Source organism: Lysobacter sp. Hz25 (genome assembly GCF_046097045.1).
In the GTDB taxonomy this organism is placed as follows: Bacteria; Pseudomonadota; Gammaproteobacteria; order Xanthomonadales; family Xanthomonadaceae; genus Lysobacter; species Lysobacter antibioticus_B.
Map to the genome: position 1 here is coordinate 1687530 of NZ_CP175666.1, position 17638 is coordinate 1705167.

General features: G+C 67.4%; 20 protein-coding genes. 3 read left to right on the plus strand and 17 right to left on the minus strand.

The window, feature by feature from the left end; genetic code table 11:
• Nucleotides 1-33: 33 nt before the first annotated feature.
• The gene (locus ACKN61_RS06960) at nt 34-759 is read right to left on the minus strand and encodes a prolyl oligopeptidase family serine peptidase (RefSeq protein WP_408952874.1); all 726 of its coding nucleotides are present in this window, start codon (nt 757-759) and stop codon (nt 34-36) included.
• A gap of 385 nt (nt 760-1144) precedes the next feature.
• Here ACKN61_RS06960 and ACKN61_RS06965 point away from each other — a divergent pair, with 385 nt between their 5' ends.
• Complete coding sequence (locus ACKN61_RS06965; RefSeq protein WP_408952875.1) at nt 1145-1882, plus strand: hypothetical protein; 738 nt, start codon at nt 1145-1147, stop codon at nt 1880-1882.
• 81 nt (nt 1883-1963) lie between these two features.
• Here the strand turns inward: ACKN61_RS06965 and mgtE are convergent, their stop codons facing one another.
• The 16 genes from mgtE to ACKN61_RS07045 form a co-directional block, all read right to left on the minus strand.
• A complete protein-coding gene (gene mgtE / locus ACKN61_RS06970) occupies nt 1964-3325 on the minus strand; it encodes a magnesium transporter (protein WP_031370948.1) in 1362 nt (453 codons plus the stop codon).
• A 219-nt stretch (nt 3326-3544) separates the two neighbouring features.
• On the minus strand, nt 3545-5254 hold the full coding sequence (ptsP, locus tag ACKN61_RS06975; RefSeq protein WP_408952876.1) for a phosphoenolpyruvate--protein phosphotransferase: 1710 nt from the start codon (nt 5252-5254) through the stop codon (nt 3545-3547).
• Between the two features lie 13 nt (nt 5255-5267).
• A complete protein-coding gene (locus ACKN61_RS06980; protein WP_031370946.1) occupies nt 5268-5537 on the minus strand; it encodes an HPr family phosphocarrier protein in 270 nt (89 codons plus the stop codon).
• A 53-nt stretch (nt 5538-5590) separates the two neighbouring features.
• A complete protein-coding gene (locus tag ACKN61_RS06985; protein ID WP_031370945.1) occupies nt 5591-5983 on the minus strand; it encodes a PTS sugar transporter subunit IIA in 393 nt (130 codons plus the stop codon).
• A gap of 273 nt (nt 5984-6256) precedes the next feature.
• On the minus strand, nt 6257-6595 hold the full coding sequence (locus tag ACKN61_RS06990; RefSeq protein WP_408952877.1) for a hypothetical protein: 339 nt from the start codon (nt 6593-6595) through the stop codon (nt 6257-6259).
• Between the two features lie 66 nt (nt 6596-6661).
• Nucleotides 6662-7018 (minus strand): hypothetical protein, encoded by a 357-nt coding sequence (locus ACKN61_RS06995; protein WP_408952878.1) that lies wholly within the window; start codon nt 7016-7018, stop codon nt 6662-6664.
• Nucleotides 7019-7549: 531 nt separating this feature from the next.
• On the minus strand, nt 7550-8389 hold the full coding sequence (rapZ, locus tag ACKN61_RS07000; protein ID WP_051884552.1) for an RNase adapter RapZ: 840 nt from the start codon (nt 8387-8389) through the stop codon (nt 7550-7552).
• Between the two features lie 65 nt (nt 8390-8454).
• Nucleotides 8455-9405, minus strand: coding sequence for an HPr(Ser) kinase/phosphatase (gene hprK / locus ACKN61_RS07005; protein ID WP_031370941.1), 951 nt, complete (start codon nt 9403-9405; stop codon nt 8455-8457).
• A 194-nt stretch (nt 9406-9599) separates the two neighbouring features.
• On the minus strand, nt 9600-10064 hold the full coding sequence (locus ACKN61_RS07010) for a PTS sugar transporter subunit IIA (protein ID WP_031370940.1): 465 nt from the start codon (nt 10062-10064) through the stop codon (nt 9600-9602).
• 42 nt (nt 10065-10106) lie between these two features.
• Entirely contained in the window at nt 10107-10436 is a 330-nt protein-coding gene (hpf, locus tag ACKN61_RS07015; protein WP_031370939.1) for a ribosome hibernation-promoting factor, HPF/YfiA family, read from the minus strand.
• A gap of 232 nt (nt 10437-10668) precedes the next feature.
• On the minus strand, nt 10669-12078 hold the full coding sequence (locus tag ACKN61_RS07020; RefSeq protein WP_408952879.1) for an RNA polymerase factor sigma-54: 1410 nt from the start codon (nt 12076-12078) through the stop codon (nt 10669-10671).
• An 82-nt stretch (nt 12079-12160) separates the two neighbouring features.
• On the minus strand, nt 12161-12880 hold the full coding sequence (lptB, locus tag ACKN61_RS07025; RefSeq protein ID WP_031370937.1) for an LPS export ABC transporter ATP-binding protein: 720 nt from the start codon (nt 12878-12880) through the stop codon (nt 12161-12163).
• On the minus strand, nt 12880-13407 hold the full coding sequence (lptA, locus tag ACKN61_RS07030) for a lipopolysaccharide transport periplasmic protein LptA (RefSeq protein WP_408952880.1): 528 nt from the start codon (nt 13405-13407) through the stop codon (nt 12880-12882). The genes lptB and lptA overlap by 1 nt, the downstream gene beginning before the upstream one ends.
• On the minus strand, nt 13388-13954 hold the full coding sequence (gene lptC / locus ACKN61_RS07035; protein WP_408952881.1) for an LPS export ABC transporter periplasmic protein LptC: 567 nt from the start codon (nt 13952-13954) through the stop codon (nt 13388-13390). Before lptC ends, lptA begins: the two co-directional genes overlap by 20 nt.
• Nucleotides 13951-14499, minus strand: a complete 549-nt coding sequence (locus ACKN61_RS07040) for an HAD family hydrolase (RefSeq protein ID WP_031370934.1) — start codon at nt 14497-14499, stop codon at nt 13951-13953. Before ACKN61_RS07040 ends, lptC begins: the two co-directional genes overlap by 4 nt.
• A gap of 109 nt (nt 14500-14608) precedes the next feature.
• Nucleotides 14609-15634: a KpsF/GutQ family sugar-phosphate isomerase gene (locus ACKN61_RS07045; RefSeq protein WP_408952882.1), complete on the minus strand. Its 1026-nt coding sequence runs from the start codon at nt 15632-15634 to the stop codon at nt 14609-14611.
• A gap of 249 nt (nt 15635-15883) precedes the next feature.
• Here ACKN61_RS07045 and ACKN61_RS07050 point away from each other — a divergent pair, with 249 nt between their 5' ends.
• Together ACKN61_RS07050 and murA are read left to right on the plus strand one after the other, a co-directional pair.
• Nucleotides 15884-16120, plus strand: a complete 237-nt coding sequence (locus ACKN61_RS07050; RefSeq protein ID WP_031370932.1) for a BolA family protein — start codon at nt 15884-15886, stop codon at nt 16118-16120.
• 144 nt (nt 16121-16264) lie between these two features.
• The gene (gene murA / locus ACKN61_RS07055) at nt 16265-17518 is read left to right on the plus strand and encodes a UDP-N-acetylglucosamine 1-carboxyvinyltransferase (protein ID WP_031370931.1); all 1254 of its coding nucleotides are present in this window, start codon (nt 16265-16267) and stop codon (nt 17516-17518) included.
• Nucleotides 17519-17638 lie beyond the last annotated feature (120 nt).

Sequence of the window (17638 nt, forward strand, 5' to 3'; positions counted from 1 at the left end):
ATTTGTTTTCCTCCAGCGAACGATGCGAATCCATCAAGGCTTGCGCTGCGCGAACAACCAAGGCCACAGCGCCGCGGTCGCATAGGCCGCGTCCCAACTGTTGTGCTTCGCTTCCGGGAATTCCGTGTAGCGCACCTCGGCACCGGCGCGCTTCAGGGCGGCCACCATCTGGCGCGAGTTGTCCACCGACACCACGTCGTCCTTCGCACCATGGAAGATCCAGAACGGAATGCCGCGCAGCTTCTGTGCGGCTTCGTCGTGGCTGGACACGCCGCCCAGCGCTTTGCGGCGCGCGACGAACTGCGCTTCCGGCGGGTCGAAGCCGCCGCAGATCGGCACGACCGCGGCGAAGCGCTCCGGTTGCATCAAGGCGAGCTCGAAACTCGCGTAGCCGCCCAGCGATAAACCGGTCAGCAACACCCGCTGCGGGTCGCCGCCGAACTCGGCCTGCACCGCATCGAGAATCGCGAAGGCCGTGTCGCCGAAGCGTTCGAGGTCGGCCTGGTCGGTATGCATCTGCGGGAACACGACGATCGCGGGAAACTCGTCGAGGCGCGAGCGAACCACCGGCCCGAGCCCGACCTCGACCTGTTTGCGGTTGTCGTCGCCGCGTTCGCCCGAGCCGTGCAGGAACATGATCAAGGCCGGCCGCTCGCCGCCGGCGCGGCGCGATGGCAGGAACACCTGATAGCGGTGGACGATGCCGTCGCGTTCGAGCTGGCGCGAAACGAAATGGCCGTGCGCTCGGATGTCGGACATGGGGGCGGCGCCGGGTCGGATGGAGGAGGACGTGCAAGCGGCAGCGAGAACGAGCGAGCCGACGATCAGCAAGGCGGCTGCAAGACGAAGCGGACGGCCATGCGGCATCGACGTTCTCCACCATAGACAGGAGCATCATCGGCGGCGAACAGTGTGCGATTCAAGCATCGGGTGGTAGATCCGTCTTTCCGCGGTCCGACTTGACTTGGGTGCGAACGGTCGGGGACTGGACGGCTTCGGGTTGAAACCCGTGGGCCTTGCCTTGGTCTGGCCAGAGATGGCCGCTGCTCCAGCCTCCCCGCGTTCCAACGGCTAGAAGCGCCGTGATTATCGATCCCGGCTCTCAGAGAACATCAGCTGTTCGATAGATTGGGGAGGGGGAGCAATGACGATTGTTAGCCTGGACGATCAGCTGAAGCTCGCTCAGATCAGGAAAGTACGTGTCGAAACAAAAAAAATGGCATGCGACATCGCCAATGCTCCGCGCCAGTTGCGTATCGGCATTGCCTCCGAATGGCTAAAGATCATTGCCGGCATCGTCGTGGGAGTAATCGGCAGCGTCGCCGTCTACTCGGAGTTTCGGGCTGGCAAGCTGGTCGTGGAGAACATCAAGAGGGAGGCCAGAGAGGCGGAAGCGCTTCGGGACAGAGCCAATGCCGAAGCCGGTAGCGCCAGGAAAGAACGGGATCAGGCTTTTCGCGACCGCGACCGCGCCATCAAGGAAGGTGCGACCGTTAGCAAGGAGTTGAAGCAAAAGCTCACCTATACCACTGCAGAGCTGGGTAAGGTTGCGCCGCAGTTGGTTCAATCGCGTCTGACCTACATCCAGTTCCGAGGTGCATTGCCTAGGGATTTGATCAATGATCTGCGGGCGAATTTGGGCAAGGATCATTTCGACGCACCCGGCGCCGAGCGCGTGGCGAAAGATTACTCCAGCCACATTAAGTACTTTTCACCTTCCGATCAGCCGGATGCGGAGCGCTTGAAGCAATCGGTCGTCGCCTTTTTCAACGCCAAGGGCTGTCCGTTGCTGAAGTTGCCAACGATCCTGCCGAAGGACGCGCCGGATAAGCCATTGCCGCTCGAAGTCTGGATATCGCATTCCTGCATACCGGTCGATTGACCAGTCAACTCGCCATTCACCGCGCGAGGGCGTTGTTGAACAGGGAAGGAGAAGACAGCGCAACTTTTGGCGTAGGCCGCTTCAATGAATCAAGATCAGCGTCGCCAGGCCGAGGAAGCTCAGGAAGCCCATCACGTCGGTGAGGGTGGTCAGCATCACGCCGCCGGCGAGGGCCGGGTCGAAACCGAGCCGCTTGAGCGTGATCGGCACCAACACGCCGCCCGCGGCGGCGGTCAGCAAGTTGATGGTCAACGCGGCGCCGATCACCAGCGACAGGCCGGGCTGGCGGAACCACGCCAGCACGATCAGGCCCAGGCCGACGCCGAGCACCAGGCCGTTGATCAATGCGACCATCAATTCCTTGCGCAGCAGCACGCCGACGTTGGAGGCGCCGATCTGGCCCAGGGCGAGGCCGCGGATCATCAGCGCGAGCACCTGGGTGCCGGCGTTGCCGCCCATGCCGGCGACGATCGGCATCAGTGCGGCCAGGGCGACCAGCTTGGCGATGCTGTCCTCGAACTGGCCGACCACGCTGGCGGCCAGGAAGGCCGTGCACAGATTGATCGACAGCCAGATCAGGCGGCGCCGGAACGCGCGCCGGACCGGGCTGAACAAGTCTTCGTCCTCGTCCAGGCCGGCCGCGCTCAAGGCCTGGTGCTCGGCCTGTTCGCGGATGATGTCGACGACGTCGTCGATGGTGATGCGGCCGAGCAGGATGTTGTTGTCGTCGACGACCGGGGCGCTGATCCAGTCGTGGTCGGAGAATTGGCGCGCGACTTCGGCGGCGGTTTCGCCCACGTCGATCGCCGGCTGTTCGTCGTCGATCAGCTTGTTGATCGCGGTGCCGGGCTCGTGGGTGAGCAGCGCGGCCAGGGCGATGCGGCCGAGGTACTGATGACGCCGGCTGACCACGTAGAGGTGGTCGGTGTGTTCGGGCAGTTCGCCGCGCAGGCGCAGGTAGCGCAGCACCACGTCGATGGTGGTGTCGGCGCGCACCGTCACCACGTCCGGGTTCATCAGGCGGCCGGCGGTGTCTTCCGGATACGACAGGACCTGTTCGAGCCGCTCGCGGTTCTCGCGGTCCATCGACTTGAGCACTTCGTCGATGACGGTATCGGGCAGGTCTTCGACCAGGTCGGCCAAGTCGTCGATGTCGAGGTCTTCGACCGCGGCGACGATCTCGTCGGTGTCCATGTCCGCGAGCAGGCTTTCGCGCACTTCCTCGCCGACGTGGACCAGCACCTCGCCGTCGTCTTCCGGATCGACCAAGCCCCACACCACCACGCGCTTGCCCGGAGGCAGCGATTCGAGCAGGTTGCCGATCTCGGCCGGGGAGAGGGTGTTGACCAGGCGCCGCACCGGCCCCAGACGACCGCTGTCGAGCGCGTCGGAGAGCAGGCGCAGCTGACGTGCGGTTTTGTCGTGGCGGACGGCTTCGGCCATACGGTACTTCCTGGCGGGTGACGGACGCGGCCACGAAGCCGGCGAGGGTCAGATGTTCATGCGGCGATTATCGCCCCTGCAGCTTACAAAGCCCAGCTTTCAGCCTTGCGTCGGAAGAAGGCGTGATTGCGGCGCCTGGAGATGAACGACGCGGCGCAGCGGCGCCGGGCCAAGGCCGCGCAGACCGCGCCCGCATATCGGCTGCGTGTCAGGCGCGCATCAGCCGCGCAGCCAGGCCTCGATGCCGGCGCGGTCGCGCGCCCGCAGCAGCGCCGGTGCGCGTTTGCGCAGCACGCTGAGGTCGAGCGAGCGGATCGCGCGGCGCAATTCCAGCAAGGTCGCCGGGTGCAGGCTGAATTCCTCCAGCCCCAGGGCCAGCAGCAGCGGCGCGAAGTTGGCGTCGCCGGCCATTTCGCCGCACACAGCGACCGGCTTGCCGCGCGCCTGGGCCAGGCGGATCACGTCGCGGATCACCCGCAGCACCGCCGGATGCAGCGGCGTGTAGAGCTCGCTCAGCGCTTCGTTGTTGCGATCGACCGCGAGCAGGTACTGGACCAGGTCGTTGGTGCCGATCGACAGGAAGTCGATGGTGTTGATGTAGCCGGGCAGCGCGATGGCCGCGGCCGGTACTTCGATCATGGCGCCGAGCGGCACGTTGTCGGCGATCTCCTGCCCCTGCCGGCGCAGGTCGGCGGCGACGCGGTTCAACAGCTCGCGCACACGGCGCATCTCTTCGGCCGAGCTGACCATCGGCACCAGGATCCGCACCGGGCCGTAGCCGGAGGCGCGCAGGATCGCGCGCAACTGGGTTTCGAGCAGGCCGTCGCGGGCCAGCGACAGGCGCACGCCGCGCACGCCGAGCGCCGGATTGGGCTCGTCGCGCAGGGCCAGGCCGGTCTTGTCGGCCTTGTCGGCGCCGAGGTCGAGGGTGCGGATGGTGACCATGCGGCCGGTCATGCCGAGGACGACGTCGCGGTAGACGCGGAACTGTTCGTCTTCGTCGGGCAGTTCGTTGCGCTGCAGGAACAGGAACTCGGTGCGGTACAGGCCGACGCCGGCGGCGCCGAGCGAATGCGCCTCGGCCACGTCTTCGCGCGACTCGGCGTTGGCGTAGAGCTTGATGTCGACGCCGTCGAGGGTGCGGGTCGGCTCGCGGCGCAGGCGGTGCAGCTGCTTGCGTTCGCGGGCGAGTTCGCGGGTGCGGGTGCGGTGGCTGCGCAGGTCCTCGGCATTGGGTTCGAGGATCACGGTGCCGGTGGCGCCGTCGACGACCAGGGCGTCGCCATCGTTGATCTTGAGCAGCGCCTGGGCGGTGCCGACCACCAGCGGCAGGTGCAGGCTGCGGGCGAGGATGGCGCTGTGCGACAGGGTGCTGCCGGCGGCGGTGACGATCGCCATCACCCCCTGGGCCTGCAACTGCGCCAGTTCGGCCGGGGCGACGTTGTCGGTGACCAAGATCTCGCCGGCTACCCCCGAGGTATCGTGATCGCGCCGATGCAGCGCCGCATGGATGCGCCCGATCACCTGGTCGATATCGTCGACGCGGCTGCGGAAGTAGGCGTCGTCCATGGCCTCGAACACCGAGGCGATGCGGTCGCGCTGCAGGCGCAGGGCGTAGTCGGCGGCGTAGTGGCCGCTGCGGATCAGTTCGTCGAGGCCGTGCAGCAGTTCCGGGTCGTCGAGCAGCAGGGTGTGCAGGTCGAGGAACTCGCCGACCTCGTGCGCCAGCGCGCCGTGCAGGCGGTCGCGCAGGGTATGCATTTCGTTGCGGACAGTGTCGATGGCGACGTGCAGGCGGGCCAGCTCGGCTTCGACCTGATCGTGGCCGATGCGTTCCTCGGCGACTTCCAGCGCATGCGGCAGGCGGACGCGAGCGCGGCCGAGCGCGCTGCCGCGCGATGCCCCATGACCCTGGAATTCCTGCCTCATGCGCGCCTCCGGCTCAGCTGTCTTCGTCGAAACGGCGGTCGAACAGGGCGATCACCGCGTCGGCGGCATTGGTTTCGTCCTCGCCCTCGACGCGCAGTTTGACGTGGGTGCCTTGTCCGGCGGCGAGCAGCATCACGCCCATGATGCTTTTGGCGTTGACCTCGCGGCCCTTGGCGGTCAGCGTGGCGTTGCTGCGGAAGGCCGACAGCACCTGCACCAGTTTGGCGGTGGCGCGGGCGTGCAGGCCGAGTCGGTTGGAAACAGTCAGGTCGCGTTCGATCATGTCGGGGTCCTCAGGCAATGGTCTTACGCGTCGTTGCGAGTCGCGTCATGCGGTCAGGCGTCATCCAGGATTACACCGTTGCGGGCGCCGGCGGCGGCGATCGCCGGCAGTTGGTCCAGTTCCAGCTCCGAGTAGTTCATAACCCGCAGCAGCATCGGCAGGTTCAAGGCCGACACGCGCCGCACCGGCGTGCCCAGCCGCGACACGCGCGCGGCGAGGTTGCTCGGCGAGGCGCCGTAGAGATCGGTCAACACCAGCACGCCGTCGCCGTCGTCGACGCGGCGCAGCGCCGCGCTCGCGAGCGGCAGCAGAGCGTCGGGGTCGGCGTCGAACGGGACCTCCAGCGCCTCGGTGCGCAACGGCAAGGGGTTGAGCAGGCGGTTGGCGACCGCGACGAGTGCGCTGCCGATACCGGAATGGGTGATGAGAAGGACGCCGACGGACATGCCTCCAACTTAACAGAGCGGAGTGACAAGCCGGAAGCGCCGAATGCGGCGGTCCGCGGGCAGGGCGACGGGCGCTCCGGGTCGAGGGCCGGAACGCGGCCGGCAACTGTTTGATTCTTCGAGTCCGCCCGCGGCGAATGCGGGGCGAGCGGTGCCGCGAGCGGGGCGCCCGGGGCGCGATGGAAGCGTGATCGAGGGGCGCCGCGGCCGATCGGGATCACAGCGCAGGCGGGCCGTGCTGTGACGGCCCGCTGCGCTGCGGATGGTGCCGCGTCACCGCATCGACGGTGCGCGGTCCTCGGACGGCGGTGGCGGCCCGGTCGGGTCGGTCGGCGTCGGTTGCGGGTTCTGCACCGGCGGGGTGTCGCTGGGGGTGTCGGTCGGCGGCGGCAGGTTCGCCGGCGGGAGGTCCCCCGGCGGCGTGGCGGTTGCCGGTGCCGGGTCGTTCGCGGGCGGCGCCGGCCCCGGATCGGTCGTGGCCGGGGCCGGCCCGCTCGATTCCATCGGCATCGGGTCGGGCTTGTTGCAACCGCCAAGCAGGCCGGCGGCGAACAGGGCGCTCAAGGCCGCGGCCAGCGCACGCGGGTGAGCGCGAGTGGTAAAGATATTCATGATGATCCTTGGCGGATGATCCTTGGCGGTCAGGAGAGGGCGCGATCGGCAGTGGACGCGGCGGCGTCATTTGTCGCCGCCGCGCTGGCCATGGCCGGCCTGGTATTCGGCCAGCGACAAGGCGCCGTCGCCGTCGTGATCGTGCGTGGCGAAGTTCGCGGCGAGGCGCGCATCGAGCGCGGCCTCGTCGCGGCTGATCTTGCTGTCGCCGTTGCGGTCGAGGTCGGCGAAACTCGCCGGTACGGTGGTGTCGGCCGGTGGCGGTATCGGTGCCTGGCCGCGTTGATCGTTGACCGGCGGCTCGGTGCGTTGCATCGCATCGCCCGGCGGTGCGGGTTGCGCCTGCGCCATTGCGGCCGGCGGCAAGGCGAGCGCACCGACCGCAAGCAGCATCGGCGCGAGGCGGCGGATCATGGCTTTCATGTCGTGGCTCCGTGGGGATTCACACGCACCGGAGCGCTCAGCGCCCGGCACAGCCCGAAACTAAGGCGAGGCTTGCAAGCGTTGCGACACGGCAATGGGAAAATTTTGTAAGGACGCCAAGCCGGTCGCGGGCGAGGCTCAGAGCGCGTTCAGATCGGGGGCGGCGCCCTGCGTGGTACGAAGTCGAATCGAAGACGGTTGATGCGGGGGATTTGTTTTGCGTGTGCGGCTTGACGGTGCTCAGAAGCAAATCCCCCCTAACCCCCCTTTTTCAAAGGGGGGAACGCGTTAGCCCCGCTTTGCAAGGCGCATGCATCAATTCGCCCCCTTTGCAGAAGGGGGCGGCGCCCGGCGTGGTAAGAGGCCTGTCGAAAGCGACTGGCGCGGGGGATTTACTCTGCGTGAGAGGCTTGACGGTGCCTACGAGCAAATCCCCCTTGCCCCCTTTGCAGAGGGGGGTGAAAGAGGGCTGCGTTAACGCGCTCGAGAAGAGGGGTGCGTTCGGGATTTGGATGAGCGGCGAAGGAGGGCTCAGTCGAGCTCGCGATGGTGCACGGCGACTTCGTTCCAGCCGCGGGTGCGGGCGTGTTCGGCCATGCGTTCGGCCAGGTATACCGAGCGATGGCGCCCGCCGGTGCAGCCGAAGGCGATGGTCGCGTAGCTGCGCGTGCTGTCGGCTTGCAGGCGCGGCAACCAGGTGTCGAGGAACTGGCTGATCTGCTCGACGTAGAGGTTCACGTCGGCCTGCGCTTCCAGGTAATCGCGCACGCCGCCGTCGCGGCCCGACAAGGGCCGCAGCGCCGGGTTCCAGTGCGGGTTCGGCAGGCCGCGCGCATCGAAGACGAAGTCGGCGTCGGCCGGCACGCCGCGACGATAGGCGAAGGACTCGAACAACAGCGACATGCCGGCGTCGCCGCCCATCGCGAATTCGGTGATGACGTGGCGGCGCAACTGATGAACGTTGAGCTCGCTGGTGTCGACGATCGCGTCGGCGATCTGGCGCAGCGGCTTGAGCACCTGGCGTTCGAGCGAGATCGCATCGGCCAGGGCCAGGCCGAACTGGCTCAGCGGGTGGCGGCGGCGGGTGTCGGCGTAACGCTTGAGCAGCACGCCGTCGCTGGATTCGAAGAACACCAGCCTGGGGTCGGCGCCGAGCGCGCCGACGGCCGACAGCCATTCGGGAATATTGGCCAGGTCGCTGTGGCGGTTGCGCACGTCGATGCCGACCGCGAGCTTGGTCGGCATGCCTTCCTCGGCCTTGATCACGTTCTGCACGAACTGCGGCAGCAGCTCCGCCGGCAGGTTGTCGACGCAGTAGAAACCCAGGTCTTCGAAGGTGTTCAGCGCCACCGACTTGCCCGAGCCGGACATGCCGCTGACGATGACCAGGGTGAAAGCGTTCGCCTCGGTCGAGCCGGTTTCGAAAGGGGAGTTGCTCACGATTCGCCGCGCTCCAGGAAGTTGCTGTGCCGGGCGATGAAGGCCGCGGCCGGGTCGAGGCCTTTCATGCGCAGGCTGTGCAGCCGCGTCGCCGCTTCGGTAAGCACGGCGAGGTTGCGGCCGGGCATGACCGGCAGGGTGATCATCGGCACGTCGAGATCGAGTACGCGGCGGATGCCGGTGTCGCCGGTCAGGCGCTCCATGCCGGCCGGCAGCGGTTCGCTCATCGGCTTGGTCAGGTGCACGATCAGGCGCAGGTATTTGTTGTTCTTGACCGCGGTGTCGCCGAACATCTGGCGGATGTTCAGCACGCCCAGGCCGCGCACTTCGAGCAAGTCCTGGAGCATGTCGGGGCAGGTGCCGTCGAGCACGTCGGGCGCGATCTGGGTGAATTCCGGCGCGTCGTCGGCGACCAGGCGATGGCCGCGCGTCACCAGTTCCAGTGCCAGTTCGCTCTTGCCCGATCCCGATTCGCCGGTAATCAGCACACCGATCGAGTAGATCTCCATGAACACCCCGTGCAGGGTGATCTGCGGCGCCAGCGCGCGCGCCAGATGGTATTGCAGGTGATTGAGCAACTCGTGGCCGCGGCGCGGCGAAACCCACAACGGGGTGTCGGTTTCCTCGGCGGCGATGCGCAGGTCTTCGGGGCAGGGCTGGTCCTTGCTGATGACCAGGGCCAGGGGCCGGAACTGGATGATCTTCTCGATCGTTTCCCAGCGCAGGCGCGAGTCCAGGCCGTCGAGCCAGGTCAGCTCTTCGGTGCCGAGGATCTGCACCTTGTTCGGATAGATCGCATTGAGATAGCCGGCCAGCGACGGGCGCCGCGCGACCGTATTGACCGCTTCGACCAGGCGGCCGTCGCCGCGTTGGCCGGCCACCCAGCGCAGGGCGAGGCGCTCGCGCTGCTGTTCGAACAGTTCGCCTGCACGGATGCTCTTGCTCATGGGCGGAAGTTTACGAGCAAAGCGATGGCAGTGTCCGCATCGGTGCGGACCCGGTCGCGTCCGCGGCGCGGTGTGAAGCAGATGGGGCGGGCGAGCCGATAGGCCGGCTCAGCGGCTCGGGGAACGAGCGGGGCTGGGATCGGTACGTCTCAGATCCGTACGCCTCGAATCGCCACAGCTCAGAACGGCACGGCTCAGGCCGCGCTGCGGCGAACGTGATCGAGCAGGCGATAGCTCAGCTCGGCGACGTTCGGCGCAGTGCGCAATCGCTCGAGAAAGCCGCTGTCGGCGAAGCGTTCGGCCAGTTCCGCCAGCAACTGCAGATGTTGTTGGACGTGGTGCTCGGGAATGGCCATGGCCAGGACCAGGTCGACCGGGCGCCCGTCGATGGCGCCGAAATCGATCGGCTGGGCCAATCTGAGAAAGGCGCCGCGGCTGTTTTCGAACAAGGGCGTGCGCGCGTGCGGAATGGCGACGCCGTGGCCGATGGCGGTGCTGGCGAGGCGTTCGCGTTCGCCCAGGCTTGCGCGCAGGGCGAACGCAGTGGAGGCATTGCCGTCGCAGAGCATGCGTGCGGCGACATCGAGCACGGTATTGCGATCGCCGGGTTCGACCACGATCGCGACCCGTTCCGCACTCAGTAATTCATAAAGCGGCATGACAGCGTGTCTGGATCGATGACCGGGTCCCGGGGGCCGGGTTCAGCCTACGAATTCGCCATTGCGTGCGAGGCTTTCGCCACGGTGATGGTCGACTTGCTTGCTCTTGTGCTTCATCAGCAGGCGGTCGAGCTTGTCGGCGAGCAGATCGATGGCGGCGTACATGTCGATGGCGGCGGCGTCGCAGTGCAGGGTACGGCCGGCGATGAGAACGGTGGCCTCGGCGCGATGGTCGGGCTTGTCGAGACTGAGCTGGGTACGCACGTCGAAGGGTTGGTCGAAATGGCGTTGCAGACGGGCCAGCTTGGTTTCCACATAGTCACGCAGGGCTGCAGTGACTTCCAGTTGCTGGCCGTGGGTTTCGATACGCATCGGAGACCTCCTTCACGTCGCGGGAGAATGCAGACTGGGCTCCGGACCGTCGGTCGTCGACGGCTCCGGGGCCTGATTGACGCCCTGGCCGGGGCCAGGGATTCCAGCATCTCACGCTCAGTTCCAGGTGCAAGTGGCAAGACCGCAACAATGGTCGTAGGCCATTGTTAAGTCACTGATTTGATGGGGAATAGAGGCCGAAATCCGGCGATTTTGCGGAATTTGGCGGGCTTCAGCCCATGCGCACGCGTTCCTGCGACGAGGGGATGCTCATCGCCTCGCGGTACTTGGCCACGGTGCGGCGTGCGACCGGCACGCCGGTGGCCTTGAGGGTTTCGGCCAGGCGCGCGTCGGACAAGGGTTTGCGCGGGTTCTCGGCCTCGATCAGGCGCCGGATCATGGCCTGGATCGCGGTGCTGGAGGCCTCGCCGCCGGAGCCGGTGTCGATGCCGGAGGCGAAGAAAGCTCGCAGCGGCATGGTCCCGCGCGGGGTGCGCGCGTACTTGCGGGCGATCGCGCGCGAGACCGTGGATTCGTGCAGGCCGACTTCGGTGGCGACCTCGCGCAGGGTCAGCGGGCGCAGCGCGCTGTCGCCGAACTCGAGGAAACCGGCCTGTTGCTTGAGCAGGCAGCGCGCGACCTTGAGCAAGGTGTCGCCGCGCGCTTCCAGGCTCTTGAGCAGCCAGCGCGCTTCCTGCAGATGGCCGCGCAGATAGCTGGCGTCGGAGGCGTTGGCGTGGCGGATCATGCTTTCGTAGCCGCGATGGATCGAGATGCGCGGACGCATCGCTTCCGACAGGGCCACGCGCCACAGGCCGTTCTGGCGCCAGATCACCACGTCGGGGGTGACATAGGTGTCGGTGGAGATCGCGCCCATCTGCGCGCCGGGGCGCGGATCGAGCGAGCGCAGCAACTGCACCGCGGTCTCGACCTCGGCGATGTCGCGCTTGAGTTCGCTGGCCAGGCCGGCCGCGCCGATCCGCGGCAGACGTTCCAGCGGCTCGCCGGCGATCACCAGGGCCAGGGCCTTGCCCGGGGTGTCGTCGGACAAGGTGTTGAGCTGCAGGCTCAGGCACTCGCTGAGCGAGCGCGCGCCGGAGCCGACCGGGTCGAAGCGCTGCACCTGGTGCAGCACGGTCGCGACTTCTTCTTCGCTGGCGCCCATCGCCAGCGACTCGACGATCGCGGCCAGGCTTTCGCGCAGGTAGCCGTCGTCGTCGATCGCCTCGATCAGGGCCACGCCGATGCTGCGGTCGCGCTGCGACAGCGGGCTGAGGTGCAGTTGCCACAGCAGATGGTCGTGCAGGGTCTCGGCCTCGGCGACCTGTTCGGCCGCGGGCGAGTCTTCATCGCCGTGGTCGGAGGGGCCGACCCGTTCGTACCAGGTCTCGCCGTCGTCCATGGTCCATTCGGGCTCGGCGGTCGGCGCTTCGGCGCCTTCCTCGGTGCTCGGCGGCGGACGCGGTTCGTCTTCGTTGACCGCGGACGGGTCGGTCCAGTCGAGCAGCGGATTGCTCTCGATCGCGGTAGCCAGTTCGGCTTCCAGTTCGACAGCCGACAACTGCAGCAGGCGAATCGCCTGCCGCAATTGCGGCGTCATCACCAACTGTTGTCCGAGCGAGGCTTGGAGGCGGGGCTTCATCATCGATTGCTAACGCGACCTGAGATGGCTGTCGGCCCGGGCCGCGCGTCGTGGGCGCCGTCCGCGCCCGGCAACCGCTAGGTTACAGACGGAACTGCTCACCCAGATAGACACGGCGGACATCGGGATTGGCCAGCAGCGCGTCCGGAGCCCCCTGCGCGAGCACGCCACCGTCGTTCAGGATATACGCCCGGTCGCAAATGCCCAAGGTTTCACGGACGTTATGGTCAGTGATCAACACTCCGATGCCGCGATTCTTGAGATGGCGCACGATTCGCTGGATCTCGCCGACCGAAATGGGGTCGACGCCGGCGAAGGGTTCGTCCAGCAGCATCAGACGCGGGCGGGCGGCCAGGGCGCGGGCGATCTCGACCCGGCGGCGCTCGCCGCCGGACAGGCTGGCGCCGAGCTGCTCGGCGACGTGGGTCACCTGCAGTTCGTCCATCAGGCTGGCCAACTCGCGCTCGATGCCGGCGCGGTCGAGGTCGTCGCGCAGTTCCAGCACCAGGCGCAGGTTGTCGGCGACGCTGAGCTTGCGGAACACCGAGGGTTCCTGCGGCAGGTAGCCGACGCCGTACTTGGCGCGGGCGTACATCGGCTCGGAGGTGATGTCCTTGCCGTCGAGGACGATCTGGCCGGCATCGGCCGGGACCAGGCCGACGATCATGTAGAAGCAGGTGGTCTTGCCGGCGCCGTTGGGGCCGAGCAGGCCGACCACTTCGCCCGCATCGAGGGTGAGGCCGAAGTCGCGCACCACTTCGCGCGAGCGGTAGGCCTTGCGCAGGCCTTGTGCGACCAGCATCAGCCGCCTCCCTTGGCCGGCGCGGCGGTCTTGCTCTTGGGCAGCATGCGAATGTTGACGCGACCGCCGGTGCCGCCGCTCTCGATCTGGCCGGTCTTGGAGTTGTAGACGATGCGTTCGCTCTTGATGGTGTCGCCGTTCTTGTCGACGTAGGCGTTGCCGGTCAGGACGATGGTGTCCTTCGGCATGTCGTATTCGATCTTGTTGGCGCGGCCGTTGAACGGCGAACCGTCGTCGAGCTCCTGCTTCAGCGTGGCCTGCGAGCCGGTCAGGGTGACGAAGCTGGGTTCGCCGCCGGCGCGCTTGATGTCGGCCTTGGCGGCATTGATGATCAAGGTGCCTTGGGTGATCTTGACGTCGCCGATGAGCACGCAAGGACCGGAATCGTTGCTGATCGAGCAATTGCTGCTGTTGGCGCCGGCATCCATGGGCTGGTTGCGGTCCGAAGAGCGCGCGAGCGCGGCCGCCGGCGCCAGCAGAAGGGCGACCAGGCACAGCGCCGGCAAGTTAGCGGGCTTTCGCTTCATAGCGGACCTTGACGTTGGGGATGGTGACGTTCTTGGTTTCGAGATCGGCCTGCAGTCCCGAGCCCGTCATTATAGTGCCGGGCTGAATCAACCTGACCGGAACGGCCGACGTGGCCTTGTTCGTGTCGGGGAACACGTTCAGTTCCTCGGTCGAGATATTGATCGCTTTGCCGGCGGCATTGGTGCTGTCGGCCTTGACCTGGCCGCGTAAACGCACCTCGTCGCCCTCGGCGCTGACCCAGCCGCGCTGCGAGCGCACTTCCCACGGCCCGCCGTTGCCGCCGGCCTTCGGCGGAATCAGGAACAGCGGGGTGGTGACGTCCAGGGTTTTTTCGTTCGGGTCGCGGGTCAGCTTGGGTGCGCGCAAGGTGAACGATTCCTTGCCCTCCTTGTTGAGCACGACCGCCTCGAACTGGTTGAGCACGTAGTCCGGGCGCGCCTCGGCGCGGCCGTCGCCGCCGTTCTTGTCGCGTTGCGACCACAGCGCCCAGCCGCTCAGCGCCGCGGCGGCCATCAGGATCAGAGTCAGCATGCCGCGCCAGCTCATCCGAGCGCACCTGTCAGCACGCGCTCGGCATGGCCTTGCGCGCCGAGCAGCAGATCGCACAGTTCGCGTGCCGCGCCTTCGCCGCCGCGCGCCACGGTGCGCCAATGCACGCGCTCGCGCACCCAGGGGTGGGCGTTGCCGGGGGCGACCGACAGGCCGACGTGGGGCAGGATCTTGAGGTCGGCGAGGTCGTCGCCCATGAAAGCGACCTGGTCCAGCGACAGCCCCAGGCCGGCGGCGATCTGCTGCACGCAGGCGAGCTTGTCGGCGACGTCGCCGTGGGCGGTGGCGCCGAGCTCGGCCGCGCGCTGGGCGGCGATGACGCCGCCGCGGGCGGTGACGAAATGCACGGCGATGCCGAATTTGCCGAGCAGCGACAGGCCCTGGCCGTCCTGCACATGGAAGCTCTTGAGCTCGCGCCCTTCGCTGTCGTAGGTGAGCCGGCCGTCGGTCAGCGTGCCGTCCACGTCGAAGCAGGCCAGCCGGATGCGGGCGGCGCGTTCGCGGATTTCAGCGGGGTAATCGTTGAGGTGGCTGTAGGGCACGGGATCGGGAATCGAGAATGGGGAATAGGGAATCGTCTGCACCGAATGGGGTGGGAATCGCGAGGAACCGCTTTGCGATTCCCTATTCTCGATTCTCCATTCCCGGCCGTTAAACCACTCTCGCACGCAACAAGTCGTGAATATTGAGAGCGCCGACTACGCGGCGTTCAGTGTCCACGACCAGCAGGCCGCTGATCTTGTGGGTTTCCATGAGCTGCGCCGCCTCGACCGCGAGCGCGTCGGCGCCGATGGTCTTGGGCGAGCGCGTCATGACCTCGGCGATGCGGGTCGAACGCAGGTCCACGCCGGCGTCGTCGAGGGTGCGGCGCAAGTCGCCGTCGGTGTACAGACCGATCAGGCGGCCGGCGTCGTCGACGATGGCGGTCATGCCCAGGCGCTTGTGGCTCATCTCGACCAGGGCCTCGCTGATGCTGGCGTCGGCATGGACCCGCGGCACCTCGTCGCCGGCGTGCATGATGTCGGTGATGTGCAGCAGCAAGCGGCGGCCCAATGCGCCGGCCGGGTGCGAGCGGGCGAAGTCGTCGGCGGTGAAGCCGCGCGCCTCGAGCAGTGCGACCGCGAGCGCGTCGCCCATCGCCAGCGAGGCGGTGGTGCTGGAGGTCGGCGCCAGGTCGAGCGGGCAGGCTTCGGCCGGCACGCTGACGTCGAGGTGCACGTCGGCTTCGCGCGCCAGGGTGGACTGCGGCCGGCCGGTCATCGCGATCAGGCGGTTGCCCTGGCGCTTGAGCACCGGCAGCAGCATCAGCACCTCGTCGCTTTCGCCCGAGTAGGACAGGGCCAGGACCACGTCGGCGTCGGTGATCATGCCCAGGTCGCCGTGGCCGGCTTCGCCGGGGTGGACGTAGAAGGCCGGGGTGCCGGTCGAGGCCAGGGTCGCGGCGATCTTGCGGGCGATATGGCCGGACTTGCCCATGCCGGTGCAGACGACCCGGCCGCGCGCGGCCAGGACCAGGGTGCAGGCGGCGGTGAAATCGCCGTCGATCCGGGCCGCGACGGCAGCCAGCGCCTGGGCCTCGATCTCGAACACGCGGCGGCCGCTCTGGGCCAGACCGGCCTGCGCCGCGGGCGATTGCAGGAAGGCGGGATCGAGGGCGGGGCGTGCGGTGCTGGTCATAGAGTGGCCGTTTCGAAGGTCGCCATTTCGGACCGGAGGGCTTTCCGCTAGGCTAATCCGTCAATTCTAAGCGGTTCGTCCGCCCAGCGCCGTCCCGCGCGGCAGATCCTGTCAGGCAAGGATCCGTCCCGGGCGGCGGCCACCCCGCATTCAGCCGGCTTCCGGCGCACGCAGCGCGTCTGCGTCGTCCGCATTGCCGCTTCATCCCTCGGCCCGCACGGCGGGCCGCATCACCCAGAGGCTCGAGTAGTGAACGCCGAAACCATCCGCTCCCTGATCGAACAAGGCCTGCCCGGCGCGCAAGCGCAAGTGAGCGGCGACGACGGCGTCCACTTCGAGGCCACCGTCATCGCCGAGGCGTTCCGCGGCAAGCTGCCGCTGGCGCGCCACCGCCTGGTCTATTCGACCCTGGGCGAGCGCATGGGCGGCGAGATCCACGCCCTGGCGCTGAAGACCCTGACCCCCGAAGAGGCCGGCAATCGCTGAAGCGGCCGCGCGGCGAGCGCTCGCCAGCGAGCCCGCGCCGCACCTGCGACCTGCCCCAGGCGGCACTTCACCGAGACCTCACCCGTCCCCGGCCGTCTGCTCTTACCATTGTTGATTCTTCATTTCCTATACCCGGCTCCCTAAATGCAAAAAATCGTGGTCGAAGGCGGGCAGCCGCTCAATGGCGAAGTCCAGATTTCCGGCGCCAAGAACGCCGTGTTGCCGATCCTGTGCGCGACCTTGCTGGCCGACGCGCCGGTGACGATCCGCAACGTGCCGCAACTGCACGACGTGCTGACCACCGCCAAGCTGCTCGGCGAGCTCGGTGCCGGCGTGCGCAGCGAAGGCGCGACGATCACGGTCGACCCGACCACGGTCAACAGCCATGTCGCGCCGTACGAGCTGGTCAAGACCATGCGCGCCTCGGTGCTGGTGCTCGGCCCGCTGCTGGCCAAGTACGGCGAAGCCGAAGTCTCGCTGCCGGGCGGTTGCGCGATCGGTTCGCGCCCGGTCGACCAGCACATCAAGGGCCTGCAGGCGCTCGGCGCCGAGATCACCGTCGAGAACGGCTACATCAAGGCGCAGCGTAAGGGCCGTCTGAAGGGCGCGCGTTTCGTCTTCGACGTGGTCACCGTCACCGGCACCGAGAACGTGCTGATGGCCGCGGTGCTCGCCGAGGGCACCAGCGTGCTCGAAAACGCCGCGATGGAGCCCGAGATCGTCGACCTGGCCGACTGCCTCAACGCCCTGGGCGCGCGCGTCGAGAACGCCGGCAGCGGCCGGATCGTCGTTCATGGCGTCGAAAAACTGCATGGCGGCAGCCACGACGTGCTGCCCGACCGCATCGAAACCGGCACCTTCCTGGTCGCCGCGGCGATGACCGGCGGCCGCGTCACCGTCACCCACAGCCGTGCCGACACGCTCGATTCGGTGCTCGACAAATTGCGCGATGCCGGCGCCCAGATCGAAGTCGACGGCGACCGCATCACCCTCGACATGGGCGGCCGTCGCGCCCGCGCCATCGACATGGTGACCGCGCCGTACCCGGCGTTCCCGACCGACATGCAGGCGCAATTCATGGCGCTCAACTGCGTGGCCGAAGGTGTGGGCGTGATCAACGAGACGATCTTCGAAAACCGCTTCATGCACGTCAACGAACTGCTGCGCCTGGGCGCCGACATCCGCGTCGACGGCCACACCGCGGTGATACGCGGCGTGCCCAAGCTCAGCGGCGCGCCGGTGATGGCGACCGACCTGCGCGCGTCCGCGTCGTTGATCTTGGCCGGCCTGGTGGCGCAGGGCGAAACCACGATCGACCGCATCTACCACCTCGACCGCGGCTACGAAAACATCGAAGCCAAGCTGTCCAAGCTGGGCGCGAAGATCCGCCGGGTGTAAGCGGGCGTTTCTCGATACGGCCTTGGTCGTTCGCTCCCTTTGAAATTCGCCCCCTTTGCAAAGGGGGCTGCGCCTTGCATGGCGCGGGTGCCGGTGAAACTGGCTGGCGCGGGGATTTGC